This window comes from Cupriavidus sp. SHE (genome assembly GCF_000812445.1).
Classification (GTDB): Bacteria; Pseudomonadota; Gammaproteobacteria; order Burkholderiales; family Burkholderiaceae; genus Cupriavidus; species Cupriavidus metallidurans.
In genome coordinates this window covers 41,240-63,963 of record NZ_JWMB01000016.1, presented here as the reverse complement: position 1 = coordinate 63,963, position 22,724 = coordinate 41,240, and the positions used below count along the sequence as shown (strand labels likewise).

23 protein-coding genes and 1 pseudogene are annotated in these 22,724 nt (G+C 63.8%); 19 read left to right on the top strand and 5 right to left on the bottom strand.

Annotated features, from left to right (window positions below; all coding sequences use genetic code 11):
- The first annotated feature begins 167 nt into the window (after positions 1-167).
- The 4 genes from cls to RN01_RS07745 all read left to right on the top strand — a co-directional run bounded on the left by cls (position 168) and on the right by RN01_RS07745 (position 3,335).
- Positions 168-1,601, top strand: a complete 1,434-nt coding sequence (gene cls / locus RN01_RS07760) for a cardiolipin synthase (RefSeq protein WP_029699902.1) — start codon at positions 168-170, stop codon at positions 1,599-1,601.
- A gap of 109 nt (positions 1,602-1,710) precedes the next feature.
- Positions 1,711-2,367, top strand: coding sequence for a TetR/AcrR family transcriptional regulator (locus RN01_RS07755; protein WP_017515477.1), 657 nt, complete (start codon positions 1,711-1,713; stop codon positions 2,365-2,367).
- Positions 2,368-2,598: 231 nt separating this feature from the next.
- Entirely contained in the window at positions 2,599-3,114 is a 516-nt protein-coding gene (locus tag RN01_RS07750) for a hypothetical protein (protein ID WP_017515478.1), read from the top strand.
- Positions 3,115-3,149: 35 nt separating this feature from the next.
- Positions 3,150-3,335: a hypothetical protein gene (locus tag RN01_RS07745; RefSeq protein ID WP_017515479.1), complete on the top strand. Its 186-nt coding sequence runs from the start codon at positions 3,150-3,152 to the stop codon at positions 3,333-3,335.
- 69 nt (positions 3,336-3,404) lie between these two features.
- On the opposite strand, the gene RN01_RS07740 is transcribed toward RN01_RS07745, so the two are convergent.
- The 4 genes from RN01_RS07740 to RN01_RS07725 form a co-directional block, all read right to left on the bottom strand.
- Positions 3,405-3,830, bottom strand: coding sequence for a hypothetical protein (locus RN01_RS07740; RefSeq protein ID WP_011519155.1), 426 nt, complete (start codon positions 3,828-3,830; stop codon positions 3,405-3,407).
- A 324-nt stretch (positions 3,831-4,154) separates the two neighbouring features.
- Positions 4,155-5,255 carry an alpha/beta fold hydrolase gene (locus tag RN01_RS07735; protein ID WP_024569388.1) on the bottom strand — a complete coding sequence of 367 codons (1,101 nt, stop codon included), beginning with the start codon at positions 5,253-5,255 and terminating at the stop codon, positions 4,155-4,157.
- 81 nt (positions 5,256-5,336) lie between these two features.
- Positions 5,337-6,104, bottom strand: a complete 768-nt coding sequence (locus tag RN01_RS07730; protein ID WP_017515697.1) for an AraC family transcriptional regulator — start codon at positions 6,102-6,104, stop codon at positions 5,337-5,339.
- Positions 6,088-6,996: a DMT family transporter gene (locus tag RN01_RS07725; protein ID WP_024569387.1), complete on the bottom strand. Its 909-nt coding sequence runs from the start codon at positions 6,994-6,996 to the stop codon at positions 6,088-6,090. The genes RN01_RS07730 and RN01_RS07725 overlap by 17 nt, the downstream gene beginning before the upstream one ends.
- A 245-nt stretch (positions 6,997-7,241) precedes the next feature.
- On the opposite strand from RN01_RS07725, the gene RN01_RS07720 reads away from it, so the two are divergent.
- From RN01_RS07720 to RN01_RS07710, 3 genes are all read left to right on the top strand, one after another.
- Positions 7,242-7,757 carry a cupin domain-containing protein gene (locus RN01_RS07720; protein WP_017512331.1) on the top strand — a complete coding sequence of 172 codons (516 nt, stop codon included), beginning with the start codon at positions 7,242-7,244 and terminating at the stop codon, positions 7,755-7,757.
- Between the two features lie 60 nt (positions 7,758-7,817).
- Positions 7,818-8,264 carry a hypothetical protein gene (locus RN01_RS07715; protein WP_017512330.1) on the top strand — a complete coding sequence of 149 codons (447 nt, stop codon included), beginning with the start codon at positions 7,818-7,820 and terminating at the stop codon, positions 8,262-8,264.
- A 610-nt stretch (positions 8,265-8,874) separates the two neighbouring features.
- Complete coding sequence (locus tag RN01_RS07710) at positions 8,875-9,669, top strand: response regulator transcription factor (RefSeq protein ID WP_011519148.1); 795 nt, start codon at positions 8,875-8,877, stop codon at positions 9,667-9,669.
- A 40-nt stretch (positions 9,670-9,709) separates the two neighbouring features.
- Here the strand turns inward: RN01_RS07710 and RN01_RS07705 are convergent, their stop codons facing one another.
- Positions 9,710-10,951, bottom strand: a complete 1,242-nt coding sequence (locus tag RN01_RS07705) for a histidine kinase (protein ID WP_227874116.1) — start codon at positions 10,949-10,951, stop codon at positions 9,710-9,712.
- Positions 10,952-11,159: 208 nt separating this feature from the next.
- Between RN01_RS07705 and gspG the strand changes: the two genes are divergently transcribed.
- The 12 genes and pseudogenes from gspG to RN01_RS07645 all read left to right on the top strand — a co-directional run bounded on the left by gspG (position 11,160) and on the right by RN01_RS07645 (position 22,722).
- Positions 11,160-11,660 (top strand): type II secretion system major pseudopilin GspG, encoded by a 501-nt coding sequence (gene gspG / locus RN01_RS07700; protein WP_024569386.1) that lies wholly within the window; start codon positions 11,160-11,162, stop codon positions 11,658-11,660.
- A gap of 43 nt (positions 11,661-11,703) precedes the next feature.
- A pseudogene (locus RN01_RS07695) lies at positions 11,704-12,906 on the top strand (type II secretion system F family protein).
- Between the two features lie 6 nt (positions 12,907-12,912).
- Positions 12,913-14,619, top strand: coding sequence for a GspE/PulE family protein (locus tag RN01_RS07690; RefSeq protein ID WP_017512328.1), 1,707 nt, complete (start codon positions 12,913-12,915; stop codon positions 14,617-14,619).
- Positions 14,600-15,514: a hypothetical protein gene (locus RN01_RS07685; RefSeq protein WP_017512327.1), complete on the top strand. Its 915-nt coding sequence runs from the start codon at positions 14,600-14,602 to the stop codon at positions 15,512-15,514. Before RN01_RS07690 ends, RN01_RS07685 begins: the two co-directional genes overlap by 20 nt.
- Complete coding sequence (locus RN01_RS07680; RefSeq protein ID WP_017512326.1) at positions 15,511-16,041, top strand: hypothetical protein; 531 nt, start codon at positions 15,511-15,513, stop codon at positions 16,039-16,041. Before RN01_RS07685 ends, RN01_RS07680 begins: the two co-directional genes overlap by 4 nt.
- Positions 16,038-16,604, top strand: coding sequence for a hypothetical protein (locus RN01_RS07675; RefSeq protein ID WP_017512325.1), 567 nt, complete (start codon positions 16,038-16,040; stop codon positions 16,602-16,604). The genes RN01_RS07680 and RN01_RS07675 overlap by 4 nt, the downstream gene beginning before the upstream one ends.
- Positions 16,601-17,209: a hypothetical protein gene (locus tag RN01_RS07670; RefSeq protein WP_017512324.1), complete on the top strand. Its 609-nt coding sequence runs from the start codon at positions 16,601-16,603 to the stop codon at positions 17,207-17,209. The genes RN01_RS07675 and RN01_RS07670 overlap by 4 nt, the downstream gene beginning before the upstream one ends.
- Entirely contained in the window at positions 17,210-19,414 is a 2,205-nt protein-coding gene (locus RN01_RS07665) for a type IV pilus secretin PilQ (RefSeq protein WP_029699896.1), read from the top strand. It abuts the gene before it with no gap.
- Between the two features lie 3 nt (positions 19,415-19,417).
- On the top strand, positions 19,418-19,948 hold the full coding sequence (locus RN01_RS07660; protein WP_017515689.1) for a type II secretion system protein: 531 nt from the start codon (positions 19,418-19,420) through the stop codon (positions 19,946-19,948).
- 5 nt (positions 19,949-19,953) lie between these two features.
- Positions 19,954-20,388: a type II secretion system protein gene (locus RN01_RS07655; protein ID WP_017515690.1), complete on the top strand. Its 435-nt coding sequence runs from the start codon at positions 19,954-19,956 to the stop codon at positions 20,386-20,388.
- Entirely contained in the window at positions 20,385-20,996 is a 612-nt protein-coding gene (locus RN01_RS07650) for a hypothetical protein (protein WP_017515691.1), read from the top strand. Before RN01_RS07655 ends, RN01_RS07650 begins: the two co-directional genes overlap by 4 nt.
- A 211-nt stretch (positions 20,997-21,207) precedes the next feature.
- Entirely contained in the window at positions 21,208-22,722 is a 1,515-nt protein-coding gene (locus tag RN01_RS07645; RefSeq protein ID WP_017515258.1) for a multicopper oxidase family protein, read from the top strand.
- Positions 22,723-22,724 lie beyond the last annotated feature (2 nt).

Here is a 22,724-nt window from a genome sequence, read left to right as displayed (position 1 = left end):
GATTGTGTGGATAACTGCGTCGGTGCCTCCGCCAGCCGCGCCGGGTCATGGGAGCGCATCGGGCTGCCCAAAAAATAAGCAGCGTGGATGCGGGTGCGTGGCTTGGGGATGTTGGAAGTGATGTGCTGTGCCAGAATAGCGTCCATCTCGTCCGGCCCCGGCTGCCTATGTTGACCCCTAGTGTGATTGCAGCGATCGTCGTGTCTCTTCACGTGCTGGGCGTGATCGCGGCGCTGCATGCTGTCATGACCGTACGCACCGCGCCCGGGGCCATAGCCTGGGCCGGATCGCTGGTCATGATGCCGTACTTCTCGCTGATCCCCTATCTGATCTTCGGACGAAGCCGCTTCGCGGGATACGTCAATGCGCGGCGCTTCAACAATCACCGGTTGCGCGAGATCCGCCAGAACATGAGCACCCAGGAGCTGGATTCGCTCAGCGCCTGCCTGGTGATGAACCCCGACCAGGAATGCATGCGTGCATTGCCGCGTCTGACTGGCATGCCATGCCTGGGCAATAACGACGTGCGGCTACTGGTCAACGGCGAGGCGACCTTCCAGGCGATCTTCGCCGCGATCGATGCCGCCACGCAGGTCGTGGTGGTCCAGTTCTTCATCGTTCATGACGATGAGCTTGGACTCGAACTGCAACGCCGCCTGTGCGAGCGTGCCAAGGCAGGGGTCAGGGTCTATTTCCTTTACGACAGCATCGGCTGTCACGCGCTAGGCCGGGCCTACCTGCGTGCGCTGGAGGAAGCCGGCGTCCACGTGCGCTCATTCGCCACGCATCCTGGCTTTGTCAATCGCTTCCAGCTCAACTTCCGCAATCACCGCAAGCTGGTGATCGTCGATGGCGAGCGCGCCTTCGTCGGGGGCCATAACGTCGGCAACGAGTACCTCGGTCGCCGGCCACCACTCGCGCCCTGGCGGGATACCCATATCGAGATTCGCGGCGCGGTGGTGCTCGAGCTGCAGATGACGTTCGCCGAGGACTGGTACTGGGCCGCGCACGAGGTGCCCTACCTGTTGCTGCCGCCGCCGAAGCGCTTCGGCGACATGGTGTGCCAGATCGTGCCATCCGGGCCGGCGGACGCGCAGGAGACATGCTCGCTGTTCTTCGTCGAGGCGATCCAGGCCGCGCGCAAGCGGATCTGGATTACGTCGCCATACTTCGTGCCCGACGAAGCAGTATCCGCGATGCTGCGGCTGGCAGTGCTGCGTGGTGTGGACGTGCGTATCCTGATACCGGCGCGGCCGGACCACTACGTGGTCTATGGGGCGTCGACGATCTATGCCCACCAGGCCGTCTGCGCCGGCGTGAAGGTGTTCCGGTACCAGCCGGGCTTCCTGCACCAGAAGGTCATCCTGATCGACGACGACGCGGCGGCTGTCGGCACGGCGAATCTGGACAACCGCTCGTTCCGGCTCAACTTCGAGATGATGGTCATGACGGCTCACCCGGCGTTCGCGGCCAGCGTGGCCGAGATGCTGGAAGCCGATTTCGCGCAGGCCCGTCAGATCGACCGCGAGGACTTCCTTGGCGCGCCCGCGATCCTGCGCGTGGCGATGCACGTCGCCAAGCTCTTCGCTCCCATCCTTTAGTGACGCGGGAAATACGCGAACCGCGCGGACGAACGGCGCTGGAAGTGTTTGTGTACACTGTCTACTATTATTATTCGTTGCCCTGGACGTTGTCCGCATGGGAGCTAGCATGAAGCGAACCGCCGCGCCCACACCGCCCACACCGCCCACGCGCACCACTTATCGCCATGGTGACCTGCGCCGCGCCCTGCTGGAAGCAGGCATCGATCTGGCACGGCAGGGCGGGCCAGATGCCATTGTCCTGCGCGAGGCAACACGCCGAGCGGGCGTGGTGCCGAATGCGGCATACCGGCACTTCGCGAACCGGCAGGATCTTTTGCAGGCAGTGCGCGCGCACGCGCTGTCCAGCCTGGCGATGGCGATGGAAGCGGAGTTGGCGACGATTCCTTCCGATGCCGCGCCTGCCGAGGGCGCGCGGGCCAGCCTGCGGGCGGTAGGCGCGGGCTACCTGCGCTTTGCCTTGGGTGAGACAGGGCTGTTTCGCACCGCATTCTCAGTTCCCGACGATGTGGAGGAAGATTCCGATCCGGCAAAAGCCGGCAATAGCGGACTGAACCCGTTCGAACTGCTTGGCGCCGCGTTGGATCGCTGGGTAGAGGCAGGCTTGCTGCCAGTCGAACGACGTCCGGGTGCGGAGTACCTTGCGTGGTCGGCCGTACATGGCCTGGCGATCATGCTCATCGACGGGCCGCTGCGCGGCCGGGCAAGGGAGCAGGCGGGAGTGCTCGGCCAACGACTGCTCGACCTGGTGGAGAAGGGCCTGTAAAAAAAGATGCCACGGGACGGGGACCGCGTGGCATCGTGAAGCCTGAGTCTCAGGGGGAGGGGTCGACCCTGAAACCGGGTGGGTCGCCCGTATTGCACGGGCGAGGGGCAGTGTAAGAAGACGATTCTCATATGAGAATCGGAAGATTCCGAAATTTGGACTTCTCGATGCAGCTACTGTCTAAGTGACTGTCGGAAGTCAATTCCGACCGGGTATCGACAGGAGGTTGTGATGAGGGGCGCCCACGGGTGGGTCCTGGCGGCAGTGACCGCGGCAACGATGCTGGGCGGCTGCGCGACGTATCCCGGCTATGACAGTCCGTACGGATATGACCCCAACTATCCGCTGGGCGACCTTGGTTCTGTCTACGGTGGGTACCCGGGCTACGAATATGACTACGCGTATCCCTATTGGTACGGCTATCCGTACGCGTATGGCGGCGGTTATCCATACTGGCCCGCTTACTGGCCGGCGTACACTGGTGGCGTATTCTTCGGCAGCTTCTGGTATGGCTGCTGTCACACCTCTTACTACCACCGCTACGGATGGTATGGGCATGGGTACCGTGGATACTACGGGCACGGCTGGTATGGGTATCGCGGTGGCTACTACGGCTACCGTGGGTCGCCGGGCTATCCTGGGTATCGCGCGTACCCCGGCTACCAGGGCGCAGGTGGAATGCCGGGATGGGGTGGCGGTGGTCGGGGCGGACGGAGCGGTGGTGGCCGCGGAGGCGGACATCGCTGACACGCATCACCAGCACTTTTCAAGGAGTCGATGTTATGAGCAATCTGGATTCCACCAAATCTCTCACACCTGCTTCAAGAAAGGCACGCGAGTCGCATGATCAGAAGGTCGAGCAGGAACTCGACGAGGCCTTGCTCGAGACATTTCCGGCCAGTGATCCGATCGCGGTGCATCCTGTGCCGCACGAACCGGCCCACAAGGGGCCGGGCGGAAAAGGGTGATTGGAAGGCGTCGGAGGGCGTTAGCGAAAGTGGCCAGGCGACCAGGGCAACCAGGGCGACCAAGGTGATTTAGGGCAACTGGCGCAATTGCCCGATGACGGACATCAGCCGGCCGTGCGCGACCGTGACCGCGGCTTCATCCTGCAGCGCTTCCTGATAGCGCTTGCGGAAGTCCGCGTCGCCACGTTCGCTGAACAGCTTCTGCGCGGCGGCAGCCACGGCCCGGCAGGTTTCGTCGTGATGTTCTTCACCATCGAGTTCTTCGTCGATCTCGATGATCAGTCGCGATAGTGGATCGAGCCAGCGGAAGAAGGATTCCTCGGTCACGAGTTGCACGAACTGGCCGGCTGGAATCGGACCGTGCAGCCGCTCGTACTGGCCACGGTCATAACCGATGACTTCCTTGTGAACCTGGAGCAGCGCCGCGCGCAATGCCCGGAGCCCCAAGCGGCGGGTTTCCTGGATCGCAAGGAACTGTTCGCTGGGCATGTCCATCTTCACTTTCCTCTTCAATGGCAGGCCGAATGGACATGATCATCCGTGGCATCCTCCCTGGGCCGCCAGAGCCTGCCCGCTAGTGTTATCGGGCACACTCGTAGACAGCGTGATGCTGTGTACGGTGCGAAGTCAGTATAGGCAGCGGGGCAGGCGCGATCTAGCGTTGAAGCCTAGCGAAATACCCGTATTGCGGCCCCGCGACAAAGCGTGCCGGGCTTGCTGCGCAGGCGCTCACCACGCCTCGCGCATTGCAGTGCGGCACTCAGCCGCACGGGCGGGGCGGGCGAACGTGGCGCTACTTTTGTGGCTACTTTCTTGTGGCTACTTTTGCGCGGGTAGCGACTTCAGCAGTTCAACGAGATACGGCTTCCAGACCTCGGGGTGTTGCAACGTCTGATGCCCATAGGTGTTCCCGCTCTCCGGCATCTCCACGTACTTGCCTTGCCGTACCTTCGGCACGGTGCGTTGCATGACGCCGAGGTCCACCGCGTTGATCATGTCGTCGGCGAAGTTCACCGCGTAAAGCGGCGCGCGGATCATGCCCAGATCCGGCTCGGGGTTGTAGTCCCATGATGATTCGAACCAGTAGAGGTAGTCATTGGCGTCCACGCCGCGGCTGTCCGCCACGGTCTTGTCGACGTACTGGTTGACCTGGTCGCGCGTAGGGGCGGCCTTCTGCAACGTGGCTGCGCTTTGCGTCATCAGGGCAAATACCGGCGTGGTGCGGGTCCAGTGCGTGGGCTGCCGCGTATAGTTGCCGCCGTTCCAGTCTGGGTCATTCCGGATCGCGTCGATCAGCATCCGGCGCCACAACCAGTTGCGGCCCGACATCGCCACGGGCTGGCTGGCGATCGGCATCAGCGCATCCATCATGTCCGGATGCCGTTCACCCCAGACCCACGTCTGCATGCCGCCCATCGACGTGCCCAGTACCAGCCGCAGGTGATCGACCTTGAGTCCTTCGGTCAGCAGGCGGTAGTGGCCTTCCACCACGTCGTTGTAGCCATAGCGCGGAAAGTTTGCGCGCAGGGCGTCGCTGGGCTTGCTCGATCCGCCACGGCCGATGCCGTCGGGCATGATGATGTAGTAACGCGAGGCGTCGAGCGGCTGTCCCGCCGCGAACAGTTCCTTCTGCATCAGCGGCGTCAGGTACGCGCGTCCGGTGCCGGTGGTGCCGTGGAGCAGAAGCACGGCGTTGTTGACCTTGCCGTCGGCGCCGCGCGTGGGCGTGCCCAGCGTCGCGTAGTGAAGCTTGACGGTCGGCAGCGTCTGGCCGCTCTGGAAATGGAAGTCGCGTGCTTCGAAATCGCCTTCGGTGGGTTGCATCACCGGCACCGTCGATTGCGCATGGACTATCCCGCAGGCGAATAGCGTGGCAACGGCGAGGCGCTTGAGCCCGACCGTCGTGATCGTTGTCTTCATGGTTGTCTCCCCCGTTTTGGTTCGCTGGTTCGCTGGCTCGAACACGCGCGCATCATACGCGCGGCGGGAGAAATCTGCAGATCAGGCCAGCGCGGCGGCCCGCCACGCACCGGGCGGTTTGCCGAACCGCCGGGCGAATGCGCGTGTGAAGGTGGTTTGATCGGGATAGCCAACGCCATAGGCGATATCGGCGAGCGACATCGTGCCGGCCATCAACCATTGCACGGCCTGGTCCAGCCGCAGGCGTGTCTGATAGCCGTGCGGGGTATCGCCAAACGCCTCGCAAAACAGCGTGTGGAACCGACGCGCGCCCCAGCCCATGCGCGCGGCAAGCTGGTCTACCCGCAACGGCGACGCGAGATTGGCGCGCAGCCATGCGTCGATGGCCATTGCCGGAAAATGCGTGGCATCGTTACCGGCCGCATCGAGACCCAGCGCCGATGCCAGATTGCCCGCGAGCGCCGTTGCGCAATGCCACGCGTGCTGGAGTGGCAGGTCGCCAGACGGGCGATGCGTCGCCAACGCGCGGACGCGGGCAGCGAAGCTGGCATCCATGGCGAAGGCGCGCGGGTTCTCCATTAGCCGCGCAGGCAGGGCGACGGAACTGGCGGGAAAGTCCGCCACGAGCTGGAGGTTTTCGGTCAGGCCCGCGCAGACATGGTGGGCGCCCGCAGGCACCACCAGCCCGTGTTGGCCATCGACCCGGTAGGCATGGCCGTCAATTTCGAGTTCGATGGCCCCGTCCACGCCGAACAGCAACTGATGGTAGTCATGGGCATGGCCGAAGGGCCGCGGCGAATAACGGCGCGGCTCGACCAGCGGCGAGGCGTGTTCAACGAGCTTGGGCATGTCGGGGGTTGCCCTGCGTCTGACAGAGCCACACGCCAATACCGGCCACGGCCATGCCAAGCCACTGGAGCGGGGCGAGCCGGTCGCCGAACAAGAGCGCGGCCTGCACGGCGGCAAGCGGTGGAGCCAGGAACATCAGCGCCGCCGCATTGGCGGCCTGACCACGGCGCACCAGGCTGAGCAGCAGCCAGGTGCCGATCCCAGACAGCACGAACGCAGCCCAGGCCAGCGATGCCCACAGCGTCGGGCCGGTTTCCCAGCGCAATGCGCCAATTCCGCCCGTGGCGCAGACCAGCACCCCGGCCACAAGCATGGCGCCGGCATTCTGCCAGGCCGAGCTAGCGCGGATATCCGCGCGGGCAATCGAGGTTTTCTGGAGGAGGGTTCCCATCGTGATGGAGAGAATGGCGAGCACGCCCGTCAGTATGATCCATGGCGACACGGTCTGCGGCGTGCCGGCCTGCATGGCCGGAAGCACCACCAGCCCGACGCCCAACGCGCCGAGCCCAAGTCCGCGCCAGGTACGGGACGAAGGTTGCTCCTTCAGCAGCGGGATCGCAAGCAGGGCGGTCAGCAGCGGCTGCAAGGCGCCAAGCAGCGCCATGATCGAAGGTGACAGTCCATGCGCCACCGCGCCGTAGCCCGCGCACAGGTAGATGCCCTGCATCAGTGCGCCGGCCAGCAGATGGCGTGGCACCTGCTTGAGCGCAGGCCACGTGACGCCGCTGGCCATCGCCGCCACGGAAAACATCAGCGCGGCCAGCGTGAAGCGGGCCAGCAGGAACAGGTTGGAGTCGGCAACCGGAACGACGGCCTTGCCGACGATGAAGCCGGTGGACCAGATCAGGACGAAAGCCATGGCCGGGAGCCAGGCGGGGAAGGGGCGCGACATCGGTTCGAATCGGGTAGGGCCTTGGTGGAGCCTCGGGATGGCTTTTCTTGGGCCGGAATGGTCGGCGGAATGGTCCGTATTGTCCGGGAGCCTAACCCGCCACGTGCCGGGTCGTCTTGGCGAATCCTGCAATGCCGGGGCCATGCCGCCATCGGCCGACATTCTGTCATGCCTGGCTTTCGGGTAAGGTGGCGTGTCAGTCATCCGATCCACACGCCAGCCCCCTGCAGCCCCGGAAACAAGCCATGCTTACGCGCTCACCGCAGCAACGCCTGATCGACGAACTGTCCCTGGTCCCGCACCCGGAAGGCGGCTATTACCGCGAGACCTACCGGGACCCCGCGCGTATCACACGCGTGGCCGACGGTGCGGAGCGCTCTGCATCCACGGCCATCTACTACCTGCTGTGCGATGGCGCCTATTCGACTTGGCACCGCATCCAGTCCGACGAAGCCTGGCACTTTTACGCGGGCGACGTGCTCAATGTCCACGTGCTGGCGCCCGACGGCGCGTTCACCACGCACCGGTTGGGTAATCCGCTGTTCCAGCCAGGGACCGTCTTCCAGGCGGTGGTGCCGGCCGGCTGCTGGTTTGCCGCGGAACGCGTGGCGGGCGCGGCCGGCTATGCCCTGGCCGGTTGCACGGTAGCGCCGGGATTCGAGTTCAGCGAGTTCGAGCTGGCGGACCGCGATGAACTGGCGCGGCTGGCGTCATCCCATCCACGTCACGCCGCGTTGATTACCCGGCTGGGCAAGGCATAGGCAGCGGCCCGGCGCTTGCCCTACCTGTCCTGTCCGTCCGATCAACGAGGCCAATTCACCATGAATGCACGGAACGCTGTCCTGCTGGCTGTCCTGCTTTGCGCCACGAATGCGATGACCGCGTTCGCGGCGACCCGGTGCGATGGCCCAGACCACAAGGTTCTCTATCTCGACGATGGCGTGACGTGTCCGACCGGCTACCGCAATACCGGCGAGCCAGGGGGCACGCTCTCGATCATCGGCAAGACGGCGGTCACGCGGCAGCAGGAGGAAGCCTACCTCCGTCGCCACGACGTCGAAGCCAGGCAGTTGCAGCAGACCAGCGCCCGTGAACAGCAGATGACGATCGCCGCGGAGAACAACCGCCGCTCCAGTTGCACCATGCTGTTCAATCAGCTGCGCCAGAACGACCTCGCCATGCGTCAGGGCAACGCCTGGGACAACATGGCGCAACTCAAGGCCAACCGCCAGGCCATCGTGAATCAGCGTGGTCAGCTTGGCTGTTAGGCGGATCCGATACCAGAGTGCTGCAAGCTGCGCGACATATATCGTGGTATATATCGCCTTATAATCATTGATATATCCACAATCGACTTATAATTAAGTGGTTTTCCTCACTTCTTAATTTTCCATTAATGTATTTTATCCAGACATTCAAAATAACACTGAATGTCTAATGAAAAATGCATTATTCATTCCTCAGATCGGTATCTTTTCTGGTGTTTCTCTCCTAATCTTGACGCAGGGAAGGAGAACGCGCGGCGTCACCATGACCAAGACATGGAAAGCCGGACCGGGAGGGCGCCGCTGCCTAAAGCGGACAGAAGTCGAAGCACGCAATGCACCCCTGAATTCAGGGGAGGCCGCGTCCTGTGTGATGCGTGCCGGGCACCTGGACAGCGCGGAATCCTGTGAGCCAGCAAGGGATTCCAGCGCGGCTCGTGACTGCCTCAAGCATTGTCGGGCGGGCCTCCGCGGGCCCTATCTGTCCCAGGCAGTATCACCACCTGACAGGCTGATTCATGCTGCCCCCGCGTTGAAATGCGTGTCGCGTCAGGCACGATTTTCAATGTGGATGCCGCTCGCACTTCTGCGTAGTTCGAAGTGGGAGGCGCAAATGAATAACAACTGCAGTGTGCTGATCGTGGAAGACCATAATCTTCTGCGCGCGGGTTTGCGTTCGATGCTGTCCGCGCAAATGGGATATCACGTGGCGGGGGAGGCAAGAGATGGCCGGGAGGCCTGCCAATTGGCAATCTCGCTGTGCCCGGATCTGATATTGATGGATCTTTCGCTTCCCGGCATGAACGGTATCGATGCCATTGCAGCAATCAAGCGCCGATCTCCTGGTATTCGCATCATTGCGCTTTCGGTGCACCAGAACGACGAATATGTGCGCGAGGCATTGCGGGCGGGCGTCGATGGCTATGTACTGAAAGACACCTCCTTCGATGATCTGGTGACGGCGATGCGCGTCGTCCTGCTGGGCAAGAAACATCTGAGCCCGGAGCTCTACGGCAATCTTGTGGAGTCCTACGTCAGCGGCCATGAAATGTCGACGGCCAAGACCGGATGGGACCTGCTGACGGCACGGGAGCGCAGCGTTCTCAAGCTGGTGGCTGAAGGGCGCTCGAACCGGCAAGTCGGCATCTACATGAATCTCAGCCCTAAGACGATCGAAAAGTATCGGGCGAGTCTGATGCGCAAGCTCGGCATCACCAACCTGACGGAACTGGTGCTGATCGCCATCAGCATGGGGCTGATCACATCGTTGGCGCGGAAGTATTGCGACGACAATCATCCATCCGTCACGAACCATGACGGGCTGGACGCCGTACCACTTCCCGCAGTACGCCGGCAGATGCTGGACGAGGGGCGCGCCGCCGGCTCGGATGGGGAGGCTTCCCCATGACTGCGCGACGATTGACAGGGTAGCGGGAGGGAGTGCCCGATCAGACCCTCCATGCAGCGCTGACCAGGGTTCCGCTACCTTCGCCTGATGTCAGCGCAAAGCTCCCTCCATTCGATTCGACCCGCTCGCGCATGCCCAGAAGACCAAGGCCGGAGAAGGTCGGGCCGTCGGGTGAGCCGGATAGATCGTCGAAGCCGATGCCATTGTCCTGAATCGTCAGCAGTATGTCCTTCGCGGCGCGGCGCAGGACGATGTTGATCTCCGTGGCCAGCGCGTGCTTGATGATGTTGTTGATCGCCTCCTGGGCAATCCGGAAAATGTCCGCCTTGAGGTTGTCGGGCACCTCGTTTTCAACGATGCGACAGTCGAAGACCACCAGCAGATTGCCGGTGCATTGCTGCGTCTGCTTGCACAGCGCCTCCAGCGCCGGCACCAGGCCCAGATCGTCCAGCAGCCGTGGGCGCAGGTCATTGCAGATGTGCCGGACCTCGCCGATGGTTTCCCTGATGCGTAGCAGCGTGGTTTCGAGCAGCGACTCCGCCTGCTCGGCGCTGCCATGGCGCATCCGCCCAAGCGCATCCTCCACCATCAGCTTGACCAGCGTCAGCGCCTGCCCAAGGCCGTCGTGAAGCTCTGAAGACAGGCGCTTGCGCTCGTGTTCCTGACCGGTCAGCAGGTGCGTGTACAGACGCCGGAAATCCGCTTCAGACCGCATCAGGGCATCCACCAGCCCCTGCTGCAGCACGACCGGCTCCTCGAAGATGACAAGCACCGCGCTGCAGTTGCCCCTGCCGTCCATCACCGGCTGAAAATGCAGCAGGACACTGGCTTCGCGATTGTCACGGCCATGCAGCACGACATTGAACGAGCGGAGGGTGCACGAGATGCTCGCGGCAAGGCAATCCACGATCCATGCGCGATCGCCGTCGTCTGCCATGTCGGCCAGTGACCGGCCGATCAACTCCGCGCCGGTATAACCGAGCAATCTGGCGGCGCCATGGTTGACGGATACGAAGTGCCCGTCAGGCGCCAGAACGGCGAGCGCGGTGCCGCGTCCGTCGGTAATGGCACGAAAGCACCGGTGACCCGTTTCAATGGCTGCGCTCATCCGGCGCATCGCATCCGTGACGTCACGCAACTTCAGGGGCTCGGCTCCATGGGATGGCTTGTCTTCCATTGGCCCTCCGATACAGATTCGCGCGATTCCCACGTTCCGATGAAGGGCGCGCCATGGTGGCCCGGACCACGCGGGCCTGTGTTCCCGACTGCGACGGGCCAGCACTCCCGATGCGTGCCTTGTATCGTTTGTGATCATTCTAGGCGCGTGAAAAATGCAATGCCATGAAAGCGACCCGTCGGAGGAAGAAGGAGGGTCTCTACCCATGCCTAAAGGCGGACCTCCCTACTACTTGGCACCCGCCCTGTATCCAAGAATGTCACTAAGGCCCCAGGTTGGATCGCAGCTCTCCACCAGGAGGAAGGGATTTGCCATGCGTATCGACACGCAACGGAAGCGGCTGGCGCAGCGCCGATGGCGATGGGTAACGCGCCGCTTCCCGGATCATCGCCCATATCGGCTGGCGGGGGGATGCCCGCCAGGGTTCACGTTGCTTGAGCTGCTAGTCGTCATGGTCATCATCGGCTTGCTGGCCGGACTGGTGGCGCCACGCTACTTCGAACAGATCGGCAAGTCGAACACCAACGTGGCCAAAGCGCAGGTCGACTCGTTGAGCAAGGCGCTGGACGCATATCGTCTCGACGTGGGGGCATACCCCACTACCGAGGAACGTCTCGACGCGCTGGTCACCCGGCCCCAGAACGCGCCGCGCTGGAATGGCCCCTATCTGCAGAAGCGTGTGCCGCTGGATCCATGGGATCGGCCCTATCAGTACAGGTCGCCGGGGGAGCATGGCGACTACGACCTCATGTCGTTTGGCAAGGACGGACAGCCTGGAGGGACGGGAGAGAACTCAGACATTACTTCGTGGTGAAAGCGTGAAGGGCCGGCCCGCCGGCCTGACGTGGAGAACGACGGTGACCTACATGTTGTGCGTGTTCGACAGCGGTGGCCGGGTCAAGACCATCTACCTGGACGGCGAGTCCGCTGCCAATGTGGTGACGCAGGCGTAATCGCGAGGCCTGCGCGTGGCATCCGTCCGGTCCACCGTCAGGACCACGAACAGTATCCGCGGATGGCGCGTGCTGCCGGGTGTGCGGTTCGATGTGGAACTGTTCGCGCGGGAGCTTGCCGCACTGCTCGATGCCGGCGTTGGCGTGATTGACGCCTTGCGCACGCTGGGCGGCAACGACCGCAGGGAGGCGTCGGCACGTGTCTACGGGAATCTGCTCCGGCAACTTGAGGAAGGCCATTCGCTATCCGCGGCCATGGTGAACGCGTCGAACGTGTTTCCCGATGTGCTGATCGCCTGCGTCAAGGCAAGTGAACAGACCGGTGGTCTCGCAGACAGCCTGCGCCGCTACTCACGCAACAGTGCCACCCTGCAGGCGTTGCGCGCCCGCGTGGTCTCGGCTGCCATCTATCCGTCGGTTCTGCTGGTGGTGGGGATGGCGGTGGTCCTGTTCCTGCTGGCGTTCGTGGTGCCACGGTTCGCCGCGCTGCTCGAGCACAGCGGCCGCGAACTGCCGTTGATGTCGCGCTGGTTGATGATGTGGGGCGGCGCGGTGCACCGGCACGGCTCCGCCATCGCATTGGCATTCGGCATGCTGCTTCTGGCCGGCATCGTTGCGCTACAGCGTCAGTCCATACGCGATCTGCTGGCCGATCGGCTGCTTGCGCTGCCTGGCATCGGGCCGCATTTCCGCATCTATCGCCAATCGCAATTTTTCCGAACCTCGGCGATGCTGGTGGAAGGAGGGATCCCCGCCGTACACGCCTTCGAGCTGTCGCAAGGGCTCGTGAGCCAATCCGATCGCGCCGCGCTGAGCACGGCACTGCACGCGGTACGCAGCGGCAGGAAGATTTCGGAGGCCTTCCAGCAGTGTGGATTGGCCAATGCCATCACCTCCCGTTTGCTGACCGTCGCGGAGAAGACCGGTGGCCTCGGCCCGGTGCTGGACAAGATTGCCGGATTCCAGGAGTCGCATGTCTCGCGCGCCATCGACCTGATATCGCGGTTGATCGAGCCGGTGATGATGATCTTCATCGGCGTCGTGATCGGCGGCATTGTCGTGCTGATGTACATGCCGATCTTCGAACTCGCCTCCAGCGTTCAGTAGACCATCATGGACCCGATCGGCACGCATCCGGAGCAGCATGGGGGGACCACCCTCCGCGCAACGCTGCGCGAACTTGCGGCGTCCTACGGATCGGGCACCCGTGCGCTGGAAGCGTACATGTCCCAGAGCGGCGTGGGTGCGGATGAGAGCCTTGCGGAGCTGGCAAGCGCCTTCCGGATGGAGCCTATCGGCATTCGCGACCTGCAGGAGATGGAGCCCGACTTCGAGATCATTCCATTCGTCGAGGCCGTGGCACGCCTGTGCGTATGCTTCCGGTCCGGGGACGATCTGGTGTTCGTGATCGCGGACCCGCTCGATGCGCAGTCGCGCGGGCGGGTTGACCAGCGGATGCGTGCCCGGCCGCACGTGCGTTACGAATGGCGCCTGGCGACCGTCGGCGATGTAACGGCCTACCTCGCGGCGCGTGAAAAAGACGTCCACGCGCTGGATACCGTTGCCTTCGAGGAGCTGGAGCACCGCGCGGCGGAATCGTCCGCGCTGGCGCTGAGTCTGCAGGGCATCAGCAATGACGACAGCTCGGTCGTCAGGTTGCTCAATTCGACCATCTATGACGCCTTGAAGATGCAGGCCAGCGATATCCATCTGGAATGTCGCGCTAATGGTCTGGTGATCAAGTGCCGCATCGACGGCGTGCTGACGGTGGTGGGCAGGGTCGACGGACGCGCACCCGCCGATCAGGTGCTGTCGCGTGTCAAGGTCATCTCGGAACTCGATATCGCCGAGCGGCGCGTGCCGCAGGATGGCCGCTTCAAGGCGCAGTATGCCGGGCGGGAGATCGACTTCCGCGTGTCGATCATGCCGAACCTGTTCGGGGAGGACGCCGTCCTGCGCATTCTGGACCGCTATCAGCTATCGCAGTCCGCGCACGGCCTGACGCTCGAAACACTGGGTTTTCAGGCGGCCGATACGGGTTTCATGCGGTCCGTGGCGTCAATGCCGTACGGCATGTTGCTGGTGACCGGTCCAACCGGTAGCGGCAAGACCACGACGCTGTACGCCATCCTGACAGAGATAAACGATGGCCTGGACAAGATCGTGACCATCGAGGACCCGGTCGAGTACCAGCTCGGGGACATCCTGCAGATCCCGGTCAACGAGGCCAAGGGCCTGACCTTCGCGCGTGGCCTGCGCTCCATCCTGCGCCATGACCCGGACAAGATCATGGTGGGCGAGATCCGCGATGCGGAGACCGCGCAGATCGCGGTGCAGGCGGCGCTGACCGGGCACCAGGTGTTCACGACCGTCCACGCGAACAACGTGTTCGACGTGATCGGTCGCTTCACGAACATGGGGGTGGATCCATACAGCTTCGTCTCGGCGCTGAATGGCGTGGTCGCCCAACGGCTGGTGCGTAAGTGTTGCGATGGCTGCGTGGTCGAGGAAGCCGGTGATCGGGACTTGCTGGCACGATCTGGCATCGACCCGGACATGGCGGACGGGTTCCGCTTCCGGCGCGGACTGGGTTGCGCGGCCTGTCGTGGCAGTGGCTATCGTGGCCGGCGCGCGATTGCGGAAGCGCTGCGGATGAACGACGAACTCCGGGCGCTGCTCTCGGAGCGCGCGCCGCTCGCGCGCATCAAGAGCGTGGCACTGCGGCAAGGTATGCAGACGCTGCGCAAGGCCGCGATCGAGATGGCGGCGGCCGGGGATACGACACTCGAGGAGATCAATCGTGTCACGATCTCCGAGTAACCGTCTTGCCATCGGCATTGGCACGTGCGATGTCGCGGTCGGCCTGTGCCAGTCCAGGGCCGAGCGTCTGTGGACGCTGTTGCAGCGACGCGAAGTCAAGGCGCTGTCGCTGGGCGGCCTCACGGCGCCGCTGGCTATCGTTTCGCACCGCAGCGTCGAGACGCCGTCCGACCGCTGGTATAACGAGGAGGGCACGCTCGATACCCTGCGCATGGCACTTGCCGAGGTGCATTCCCCGTCCAACCTGCCTGTGGCGGGGCGCAGACACCATGCAGCGATCGTACTGGACGACTTCTGGGTGAATCATGGGGTGCTGCGTGGCGACTTCCGCAGTATGCGCAAGCGGGATGTGGAGGAGGTTGCGCGCGCGTACTTCTCGGATGCGTTCGGCCTTGAGGGTGTGAGTCTGGCGATCGCCATCTCAGTGCAAGCGGGCGGTGACGCTGTCTTTGCCAGCGCAATGCCGAGATCGTTGCTGACGGGCATCCAGGAAACCTGTGCCGAAGCCGGCATCAAGGTGACGTGCCTGTCTCCCAGGCTGCCCCGGCTGCTCGATCGGACCCAGCGCGATATGCCGGATCTTCCGGGCATGATCGTCGTGGTAGCGGACGATCTGCTGCAGGTGGCCATAACCGATGGCAGCCACTGGGTTGCCTATGACGCGCAGCGATTGTTTCCCGGCGAGACGGCTAGCGATACGCGGCTCGCCGATCAGGCCCGCACGATGTTCGAGAGATGGGCGGACGAGAGTGCGAGCACCTGCGCAGTCTTTCTCAGCGGCAATGCGGTGGACACGGCACCGTTCGAGCGCTGCTTCGCCAAGGTGCATCGGATGTCGGGGACGGATGTCACGTATGCCTCGCCGGCGTTGGGCCTGATGGGGCTTGCATCATGAAGCCGCGCCTGGACATCGACTTCTGCGCGGCACGCTGGCGGCCGCCACCGGCCGGCATCGTACTGTTGCTTGTGTCCGGCATCCTGCTTGGGTCGGGGGTGTGGGAGCTTTGGCGGGCGGGCGAGAGCAACGAGATCGCGCGAACCGATCTCGAAACCGTCATACGCCGCGCCAGCCCGGCGAAGCACACCGTCGCTGTTGCCTCCACGCCAGCCGCGAAGCTGGCCGAGAAGCAGTCTCAGGCGATCCTGCGGGAGCTGACGGTTCCCTGGCAGGACCTGTTGTCGATTGTCGAGAACTATCCCGAGCACGATGTGGCGCTGATCGGCATCGACCAGAATCCGGCGCAGGGGCAGATTCGGATCGTCGCGGAAGCCAAGGACGCCGATGCGATGATCGCCTATCTCAAGTACTTGCAGAGTAGCGCGCTGTTGCGCGAGGCGGTCCTGAATGCGCATCTGGTGGAAACCAATGTGCCTGGCACGCCAATACGGTTTCAGGTTGCCGCTGTCTGGAGAAAGCCATGACAGTCGCCCAGGTACGCGATCGCCTGCTGACGATCCGTTTCGCGCTCTGGCAGACACTGGGGGCCCCCGGGCTGCTTGGCATCGCCGTTCTGGCGGCGGCGATTGTGGTCTGGTCAATGGTGCCCGGCTTGATGGCGGACACCAAGGCACTTCATGCGCAGACATGGCAGGCCCGCAAGGTGGCAGGAATTCGTGCCGCCGAGGCGGCGCAGGCAAAAGCCGATATCAGCGCGCCGGACAAATTCCCCGAACTATTCTCGACCTTCTCCGGCAGCGGCGAAGACCTGACTGTCATCTTTGCCCAGGCGCGGGAGAGCCACCTGACACTCGGCTCGGCGCAGTACCAGTTCAGTGCCGAGTCGGGCGCGCGCTTCGTGCGCTATCAGGTCACGCTGCCGGTCAAGGATCAGTACGGCGCGATTCGCCGTTTTATCGCGTCGGTGCTGAACAGTGTGCCTAACGCGGCCTTGCAGGAGATTCACGTCGAGCGGCCGGCCGTGGACGGCAATCAGATCGAGGCGCGAATCCGCTTTGCCTTGATCTATCGGACGGAGCGGCCATGACGCACGATCTCGCCCGAAAGATCCTGATCGGTACGACTGGCTTCGTGTTGGCCGCCGTCGTTTCCTGGTCGGTGATGCCCGATCCGCGCACCAACCCGGCACTTGCAGCGATCAATACCGGCCCTTCCTGGGGCACGATGACCCGGCACGGCGCCTCCAGTGATGCCGCAGCGGCCAGTCACGCGCATCATTCCGCGGCGAAGCACCCACCCGCCAGCGCCGCCATGGCCCAGACGCAGACCCATGCCGCGCCACGCGAACAGCTGGAGAAGCTGCGCAAGCCGATGTCCGCCGAGCCGGGGCACGATCCCTTCACGGCGTCATCGTGGTTGCCGCCGCCGCCCCCACCGCCGCCTCCGGAACCGGTCGTCGAGCCACCGCCAACGCCACCGCCCCTGCCGTTCAGCTTCCTTGGCGCGCTGGATGGCAATACGCCCAAGCCGCAGATCTTCCTGGGCAACGGCGACCGCCTGTTGATTGTCTCTCGCGGTGACGTGATCGACGGGCAGTACCGCATCGACGCGATTGCGACCGAGAGCATCACGTTTACCTACCTGCCGCTCAATATGAAGCAGGTCCTGCCCACCCAGAGCGAGGGGAAATAAATGCATACCTCACGTGGGCCCAGGCTGATCCGGGCGAGATGTAAGGCGCAGCCCATTTGCATCAGCGTCATCCTGTTGGGGACCTGCCTTGCCGGTTGCTCGCCCATGTACCAGCGATTCCCGCCGGACCCGAGCACCAATGCAGGGCAGATCGTCGGCGCGCTGCGCGAGCGGGACAGACAGGTCAATGCACTGCTCGAGGAGGCGGAGCGACTACGCGCGGCGGGCCAGTACCAGGACGCCGTTCCGCTGCTTGGCGCGGCGAACCAGCTGGACCCCACCAACGAGCGCGCGCGCATTCTTGGCGCGGCGCTGCAGCGTGACTGGCGCGACGCGGCCATCCTGCAGGAAGCGGAGCGCATGTTCGATCGTGGCTCCTACGATATTGCAGCGGAGCGCGTCCGCTACGTGCTTGCCGAGAACCCGAACAGCATTGCCGGTAGACAACTGGCCCAGCGTATCGAGGAGCAACGCCGTCTGCTGCGGCTCGCGCGTGAGGAGCAGCGCGCGGCGGGATCGATCATGCGCACGCCGGTGACCTTGCAGTTCCGCGATGCCAACATCCGCATGGTGTTCGAGGCACTGTCCCGTACCTCCGGTCTCAATGTCATCTTCGACCGGGATGTGCGTGCCGATCTCAAGACGACGATATTCGTGACCAATGCGGCTATTGAGGACGCGGTGGATCTGATCCTGCTGCAAAGCCAGCTCGACAAGAAGGTGCTGAACGCCAATACGCTGTTCATCTACCCAGCCACGCCCGCCAAGCAGCAGGAGTATCAGGAGCTCAAGGTCCGCACATTCCAGCTGTCGAATGTCGACTCCAAGCAGATCCAGTCGCTGCTGAAGAGCCTGCTGAAGATCAAGGAAGTCGTGGTCGATGAACGCGCGAACACCGTGACCATTCGCGGCACGCCAGACACGATTCGCGTGGCGGAGCAGATGATCGCCGCCCAGGACCTGCCGGAGCCGGAAGTCATGCTCGAAGTCCAGGTTCTGGAGGTGTCGCGCGAGCGCCTGACCGATCTTGGCATCGCATGGCCAAACTCGTTCACGATGGCCACACCAGCCTCCGCGACGACATGGGGCGTGCTGCACCACCTGACCGCCAACGAGCTTGAAGTGAGTCCGTTGTCGGCGACAGCCAACTTCAAGCTGACCGATACCGATGCCAATCTGCTCGCCAGCCCGCGGATTCGTACGCGAAACAAGGAGAAGGCAAGGATCCTGATTGGCGACAAGGTGCCGGTGATCTCCAGTTCCAGCACGCCCAGCACGAGCGGACCGTCGTTCACGCAGACGATCCAGTATCTGGACGTCGGCATCAAGCTGGAAGTGGAGCCCCAGGTGTATCGCGACAACGACGTGGGCATCAAGCTGGCCCTGGAGGTCAGCAATATCACCAAGACGATCCAGAGCGGCAACGCGCAGACGGGCCTGAGTTCGCTGGCCTACCAGATTGGCACGCGCAGCGCGTCCACGAGCCTGCGACTGCGGGACGGCGAAACGCAGATACTCGGCGGGCTGATCTCGGATCAGGATCGGACATCTGCCGACAAGGTGCCCGGGCTGGGGCAGTTGCCGGTGGTTGGGAGGCTGTTCTCCGACCACAATGGCGACCACGTCAAGACCGAGATCGTGCTGCAGATCACACCGCATATCGTGCGCCCGCAACTGACGATGGATAGCGACACGCGCGAGCTCTGGTCTGGCACCGATACCAATGTCCGCACCGAACAATTGCGGCTGGACCCGAGCCGTCCTGTCGCATCGTCGGCAACCGGCGCGCCTGCGCTGCCCTATACGCCGGTCAAGCCTGGACAGGTAGGTGGCGGAACCATGGGGCCGCCACCGGCCGCAAGCGGCAGCGCTGCAACAGCGCCAAAGAGCGCATTCGGGCAGCCTCCGCCGCCGATGCGGACCACGCCGCCACCGGCTCCCTATAACGGTCGGTTCTCCGGCACGCCTGCGGTGCCGCAGGGGCAAGCAGCACCTGCCGGGGCAGCCGAACCGGCGCCACCACCACCCATGCCGGCGTCTGGCAACGCCGACGGCTCGGCCGAAAACACGGCGCCGCCGCCAGCGCCACGTGGTCCGGTGCAGGTGGAGCTGATTCCACCGACGCCGCCCGCGCCAATGCCCCGGCAGCCGACGGACATTCCCAGCGACAACCCGCTGTACTCGATCCCGGGCGGCAGCCCCTGAACCATGAATGCCAGGCCCGGATCTCTCTGCATTGCGCGTCGCGGCCCGCCGGCGGGATGCGGGGGGCGCGGCTTCACGCTGATCGAGCTGGTGGTGACCCTGGCGCTGGTGGGCATCGTGGCGCTGGCGGTGTTGCCGTTCTCCGAGCTGATTGTGCAGCGCCAGAAGGAGCAGGAACTCCGCGTTGCCCTGCGGGAGATCCGAACGGCGCTGGATGCGTACAAGGAGGCCAGCGACTTCGGCTCCATCGAGAAGAAGGCAGATATGTCCGGCTATCCGCCAACGCTCGACGTGCTGGCTACTGGCGTCGTCGATGCCAAGGACCCGAAGGGCGGGCTGTTGCAGTTTCTGCGGCGGGTGCCGCGCGATCCGTTCTATGTGGGCGATGTCGATGTGCCACCAGAGAGTACGTGGAATGTCCGCGCCTACGGCAAGGCGCCAGACGGCAGCCAGGCGGGCAGTGCCGATGTCTATGATGTGTCGTCGACGTCCACGCGCGTTGGCCTCAACGGCATTCCGTACAAGGACTGGTGACGGCCATGCGATTTCCGGCTTTCACGTGGCGGCGGGGATTCACGCTGATCGAGATCGTGGTCGTGATGGCGATCCTTGGATTGCTGCTGACCATCGCGCTGCCACGCTACCTTCACGCGATCGACCGTGGCAAGGAACAGGTTCAGCGGCAGAACCTTGCTGTGATGCGCGACGCCATTGACAAGTTCTACGGCGACAACGGGCGCTATCCCGAGACACTCGACGAGCTGGTGACCCGGCGCTACCTGCGCAATGTGCCCGACGATCCGGTCAGCGGCAGCCGTGACTGGGTGGTCGTTGCATCGCCAGACGGCGAGAAACCCGGCGTGTACGACCTGGCTCCCGCCAGCGCGCCGGAGGCGGCAAAGCCCGTCGCTGCCACGACTACCGCAGCCGAGGGAGCGTCCGCGGCGCCTGCAACCGGGCGGCCAAGCCAATGAGCCTGAAGCCGAGTGCGCGTCTGGTGCGTGGATGCCTTCGTCGCAGGCGAGGGCAGGGGCTGGTCCTGCTGTCGCTATTGATCGCGCTGTTGCTGATGGCGATCGCGATGGAAGGGGCGCTGGACGTGTGGGCGCTGCAACGACGGCGACAGATGGAAGAAGAACTGCTCTTCGTTGGCGAACAGTACAGGCAGGCGATTCAGAGCTATTACCTGGTGGGTCGCGCGCTACCGGCATCCATCGACGATCTGCTCGAGGACAAGCGGTTTCCCGTGCCGTTGCACCACTTGCGACGCGCCTATCCGGACCCGATGACGGGCAAGGCCGACTGGAAACTGTTGATCGAAGGTGGCCGGATCTACGGCGTCTACAGCAGCTCGACCGCCGAGACGATCAAACGGGCGAGGTTTCCCAGACGCTACGCCGAGTTCGCGAACGCCAGGACCTACGCCGAATGGCAGTTTTTCTATGTGCCTCCTGGCCGCGGCATTCCGGGCACGAACCCCGGGCCGCAGACGCCAGCGCCGAACACGCGCGGTGGGAAAGGGGCGGTGCCGGGCAACGGGAACAGGACCTCTCCATTCGCGCCATTGCGGCCGGGCGGTTGAGGGTGTCGAAGACGGGGCAGTCTTTGATGGATTGCCCTACCGCATCAGTAGGGTGTTGCCCCATGCCAAGCTTTCGTCGCGCTTTCCAGAATGGAAGCATCGGGCGATGGATGTCCTGGACATCGGCCATTCGCCCGGATCGTTCGGCTGCGCGCGCAGACAGCCGGGGGCACCGGACCAGGACCGAGGCTGCCGCCAGGAAGGAGGCCGTATGTCGAGTTCCCGCATATTGCGCAGCGCGTTCACCGCGCTGCTGCTGACCAGCATCGCCTTGCCCGCACTGGCACAGTCGTTCCGGGTCCAGTGTCCGGACAGCACGACACTGCATCCGGCACCCGCGCAGGGCGGTGGCGTCGCGGCAGGCATCAAATGCCAGCAGATCTCCGGCGGCGATGGCTACGCCACGATGGGCGATGGCACACAGACCTACCTGTTCTCGTTCGGGCCACTGTCGGGGCTGGCCGATATCAAGAAAGGCCTGCCCGGCACCCAGCCAAACTCCGTGTTCAATACCGTGGGCAGCCCACAGACCGATCCGACCTACAACGGCGCGGTGGGTCTGGTGCCGGATCCGGAGGCAACCGACGCCAACCATCCGCTGACCGGTCACGTCGATCCGAAGCAAATCATGGACGTAGGCGTCATGAACGGCAACATGCCTGCGCCGACGATGGCGATCGACGAAGACGACGAGTTCTTCCTCACGTTGACGAACGTCGGGATGATCATGCGCCCAGACCTGTTCGAGCAGCACACCGTGCACTTCCACGGCTACCCGAATGCGTCGTCGTTCTATGACGGGGTGCCGGACGCTTCGGTCGCGATCAATATCGGCGGAAGCTTCACGTACTACTACCTGGCGCCGGACGCCGGAACGTACTTCTGGCACTGCCATATCACGCCACCGGAGCACTTGCAGATGGGCATGGTCGGGCAGATCTACGTACGGCCGCGCCAGAACCGCGTGCCAATGGACGGCACCACCACGCTGTACGCGGCGCTGATGTCGCAGCAGGCGGACCCGCGCACCCGCTGTGGCACGGACATTCTCTGCGCCACGCCGCTGCCACCGCAGAACACATTCAAGCGTGTGCCTAACAAGAGCGGAACGCCCACCCTCTATGCCTACAACGATGGCGACGGATCCACCGCCTATGACGTTGAGTACCCGATCCAGATCCACGGCTTCGACCCGAACTTCCACTTCGTGGGGATGACGTTCAATCCCGAGCCGTTCACCGACATGAAGGACAAGTACTTCCTGCTGAACGGACGGAGCTACCCCGATACGATCAACCAGGCGGCGATGCATACCCAGGTGGCGGACGGCACCGAGCACTTCTCGCAACCGCTGCCGACGCTGATCAACATTCCCGTTGGCGGGAAGGCGCTGCTGCGGATCTCGGACCTCGACGTCAGCGAGTTCCAGACGCTGGCGTCGCTCGGCATCCCGATGCACGTGATTGCCGTCAATGCGCGCCTGCTGCGCGACATGGCCGGCAGTGACATGACCTACTACACCAACTCGATCACGCTCGGCGGTGGCGAATCGATCGACGTGATCCTCGATGCCAGCGATGTGAACAGGTTCCCGGTCGGTTCGACCTTCTACCTGTACACGCCGAACCTCGATCACCTCTCGAATGATGCGGAGAACTTCGGTGGCCTGATGACGGAAGTCCATATCTGCAACGCCGTCGACCCCGTCAGCAAGGTCTGTTCCTAGGA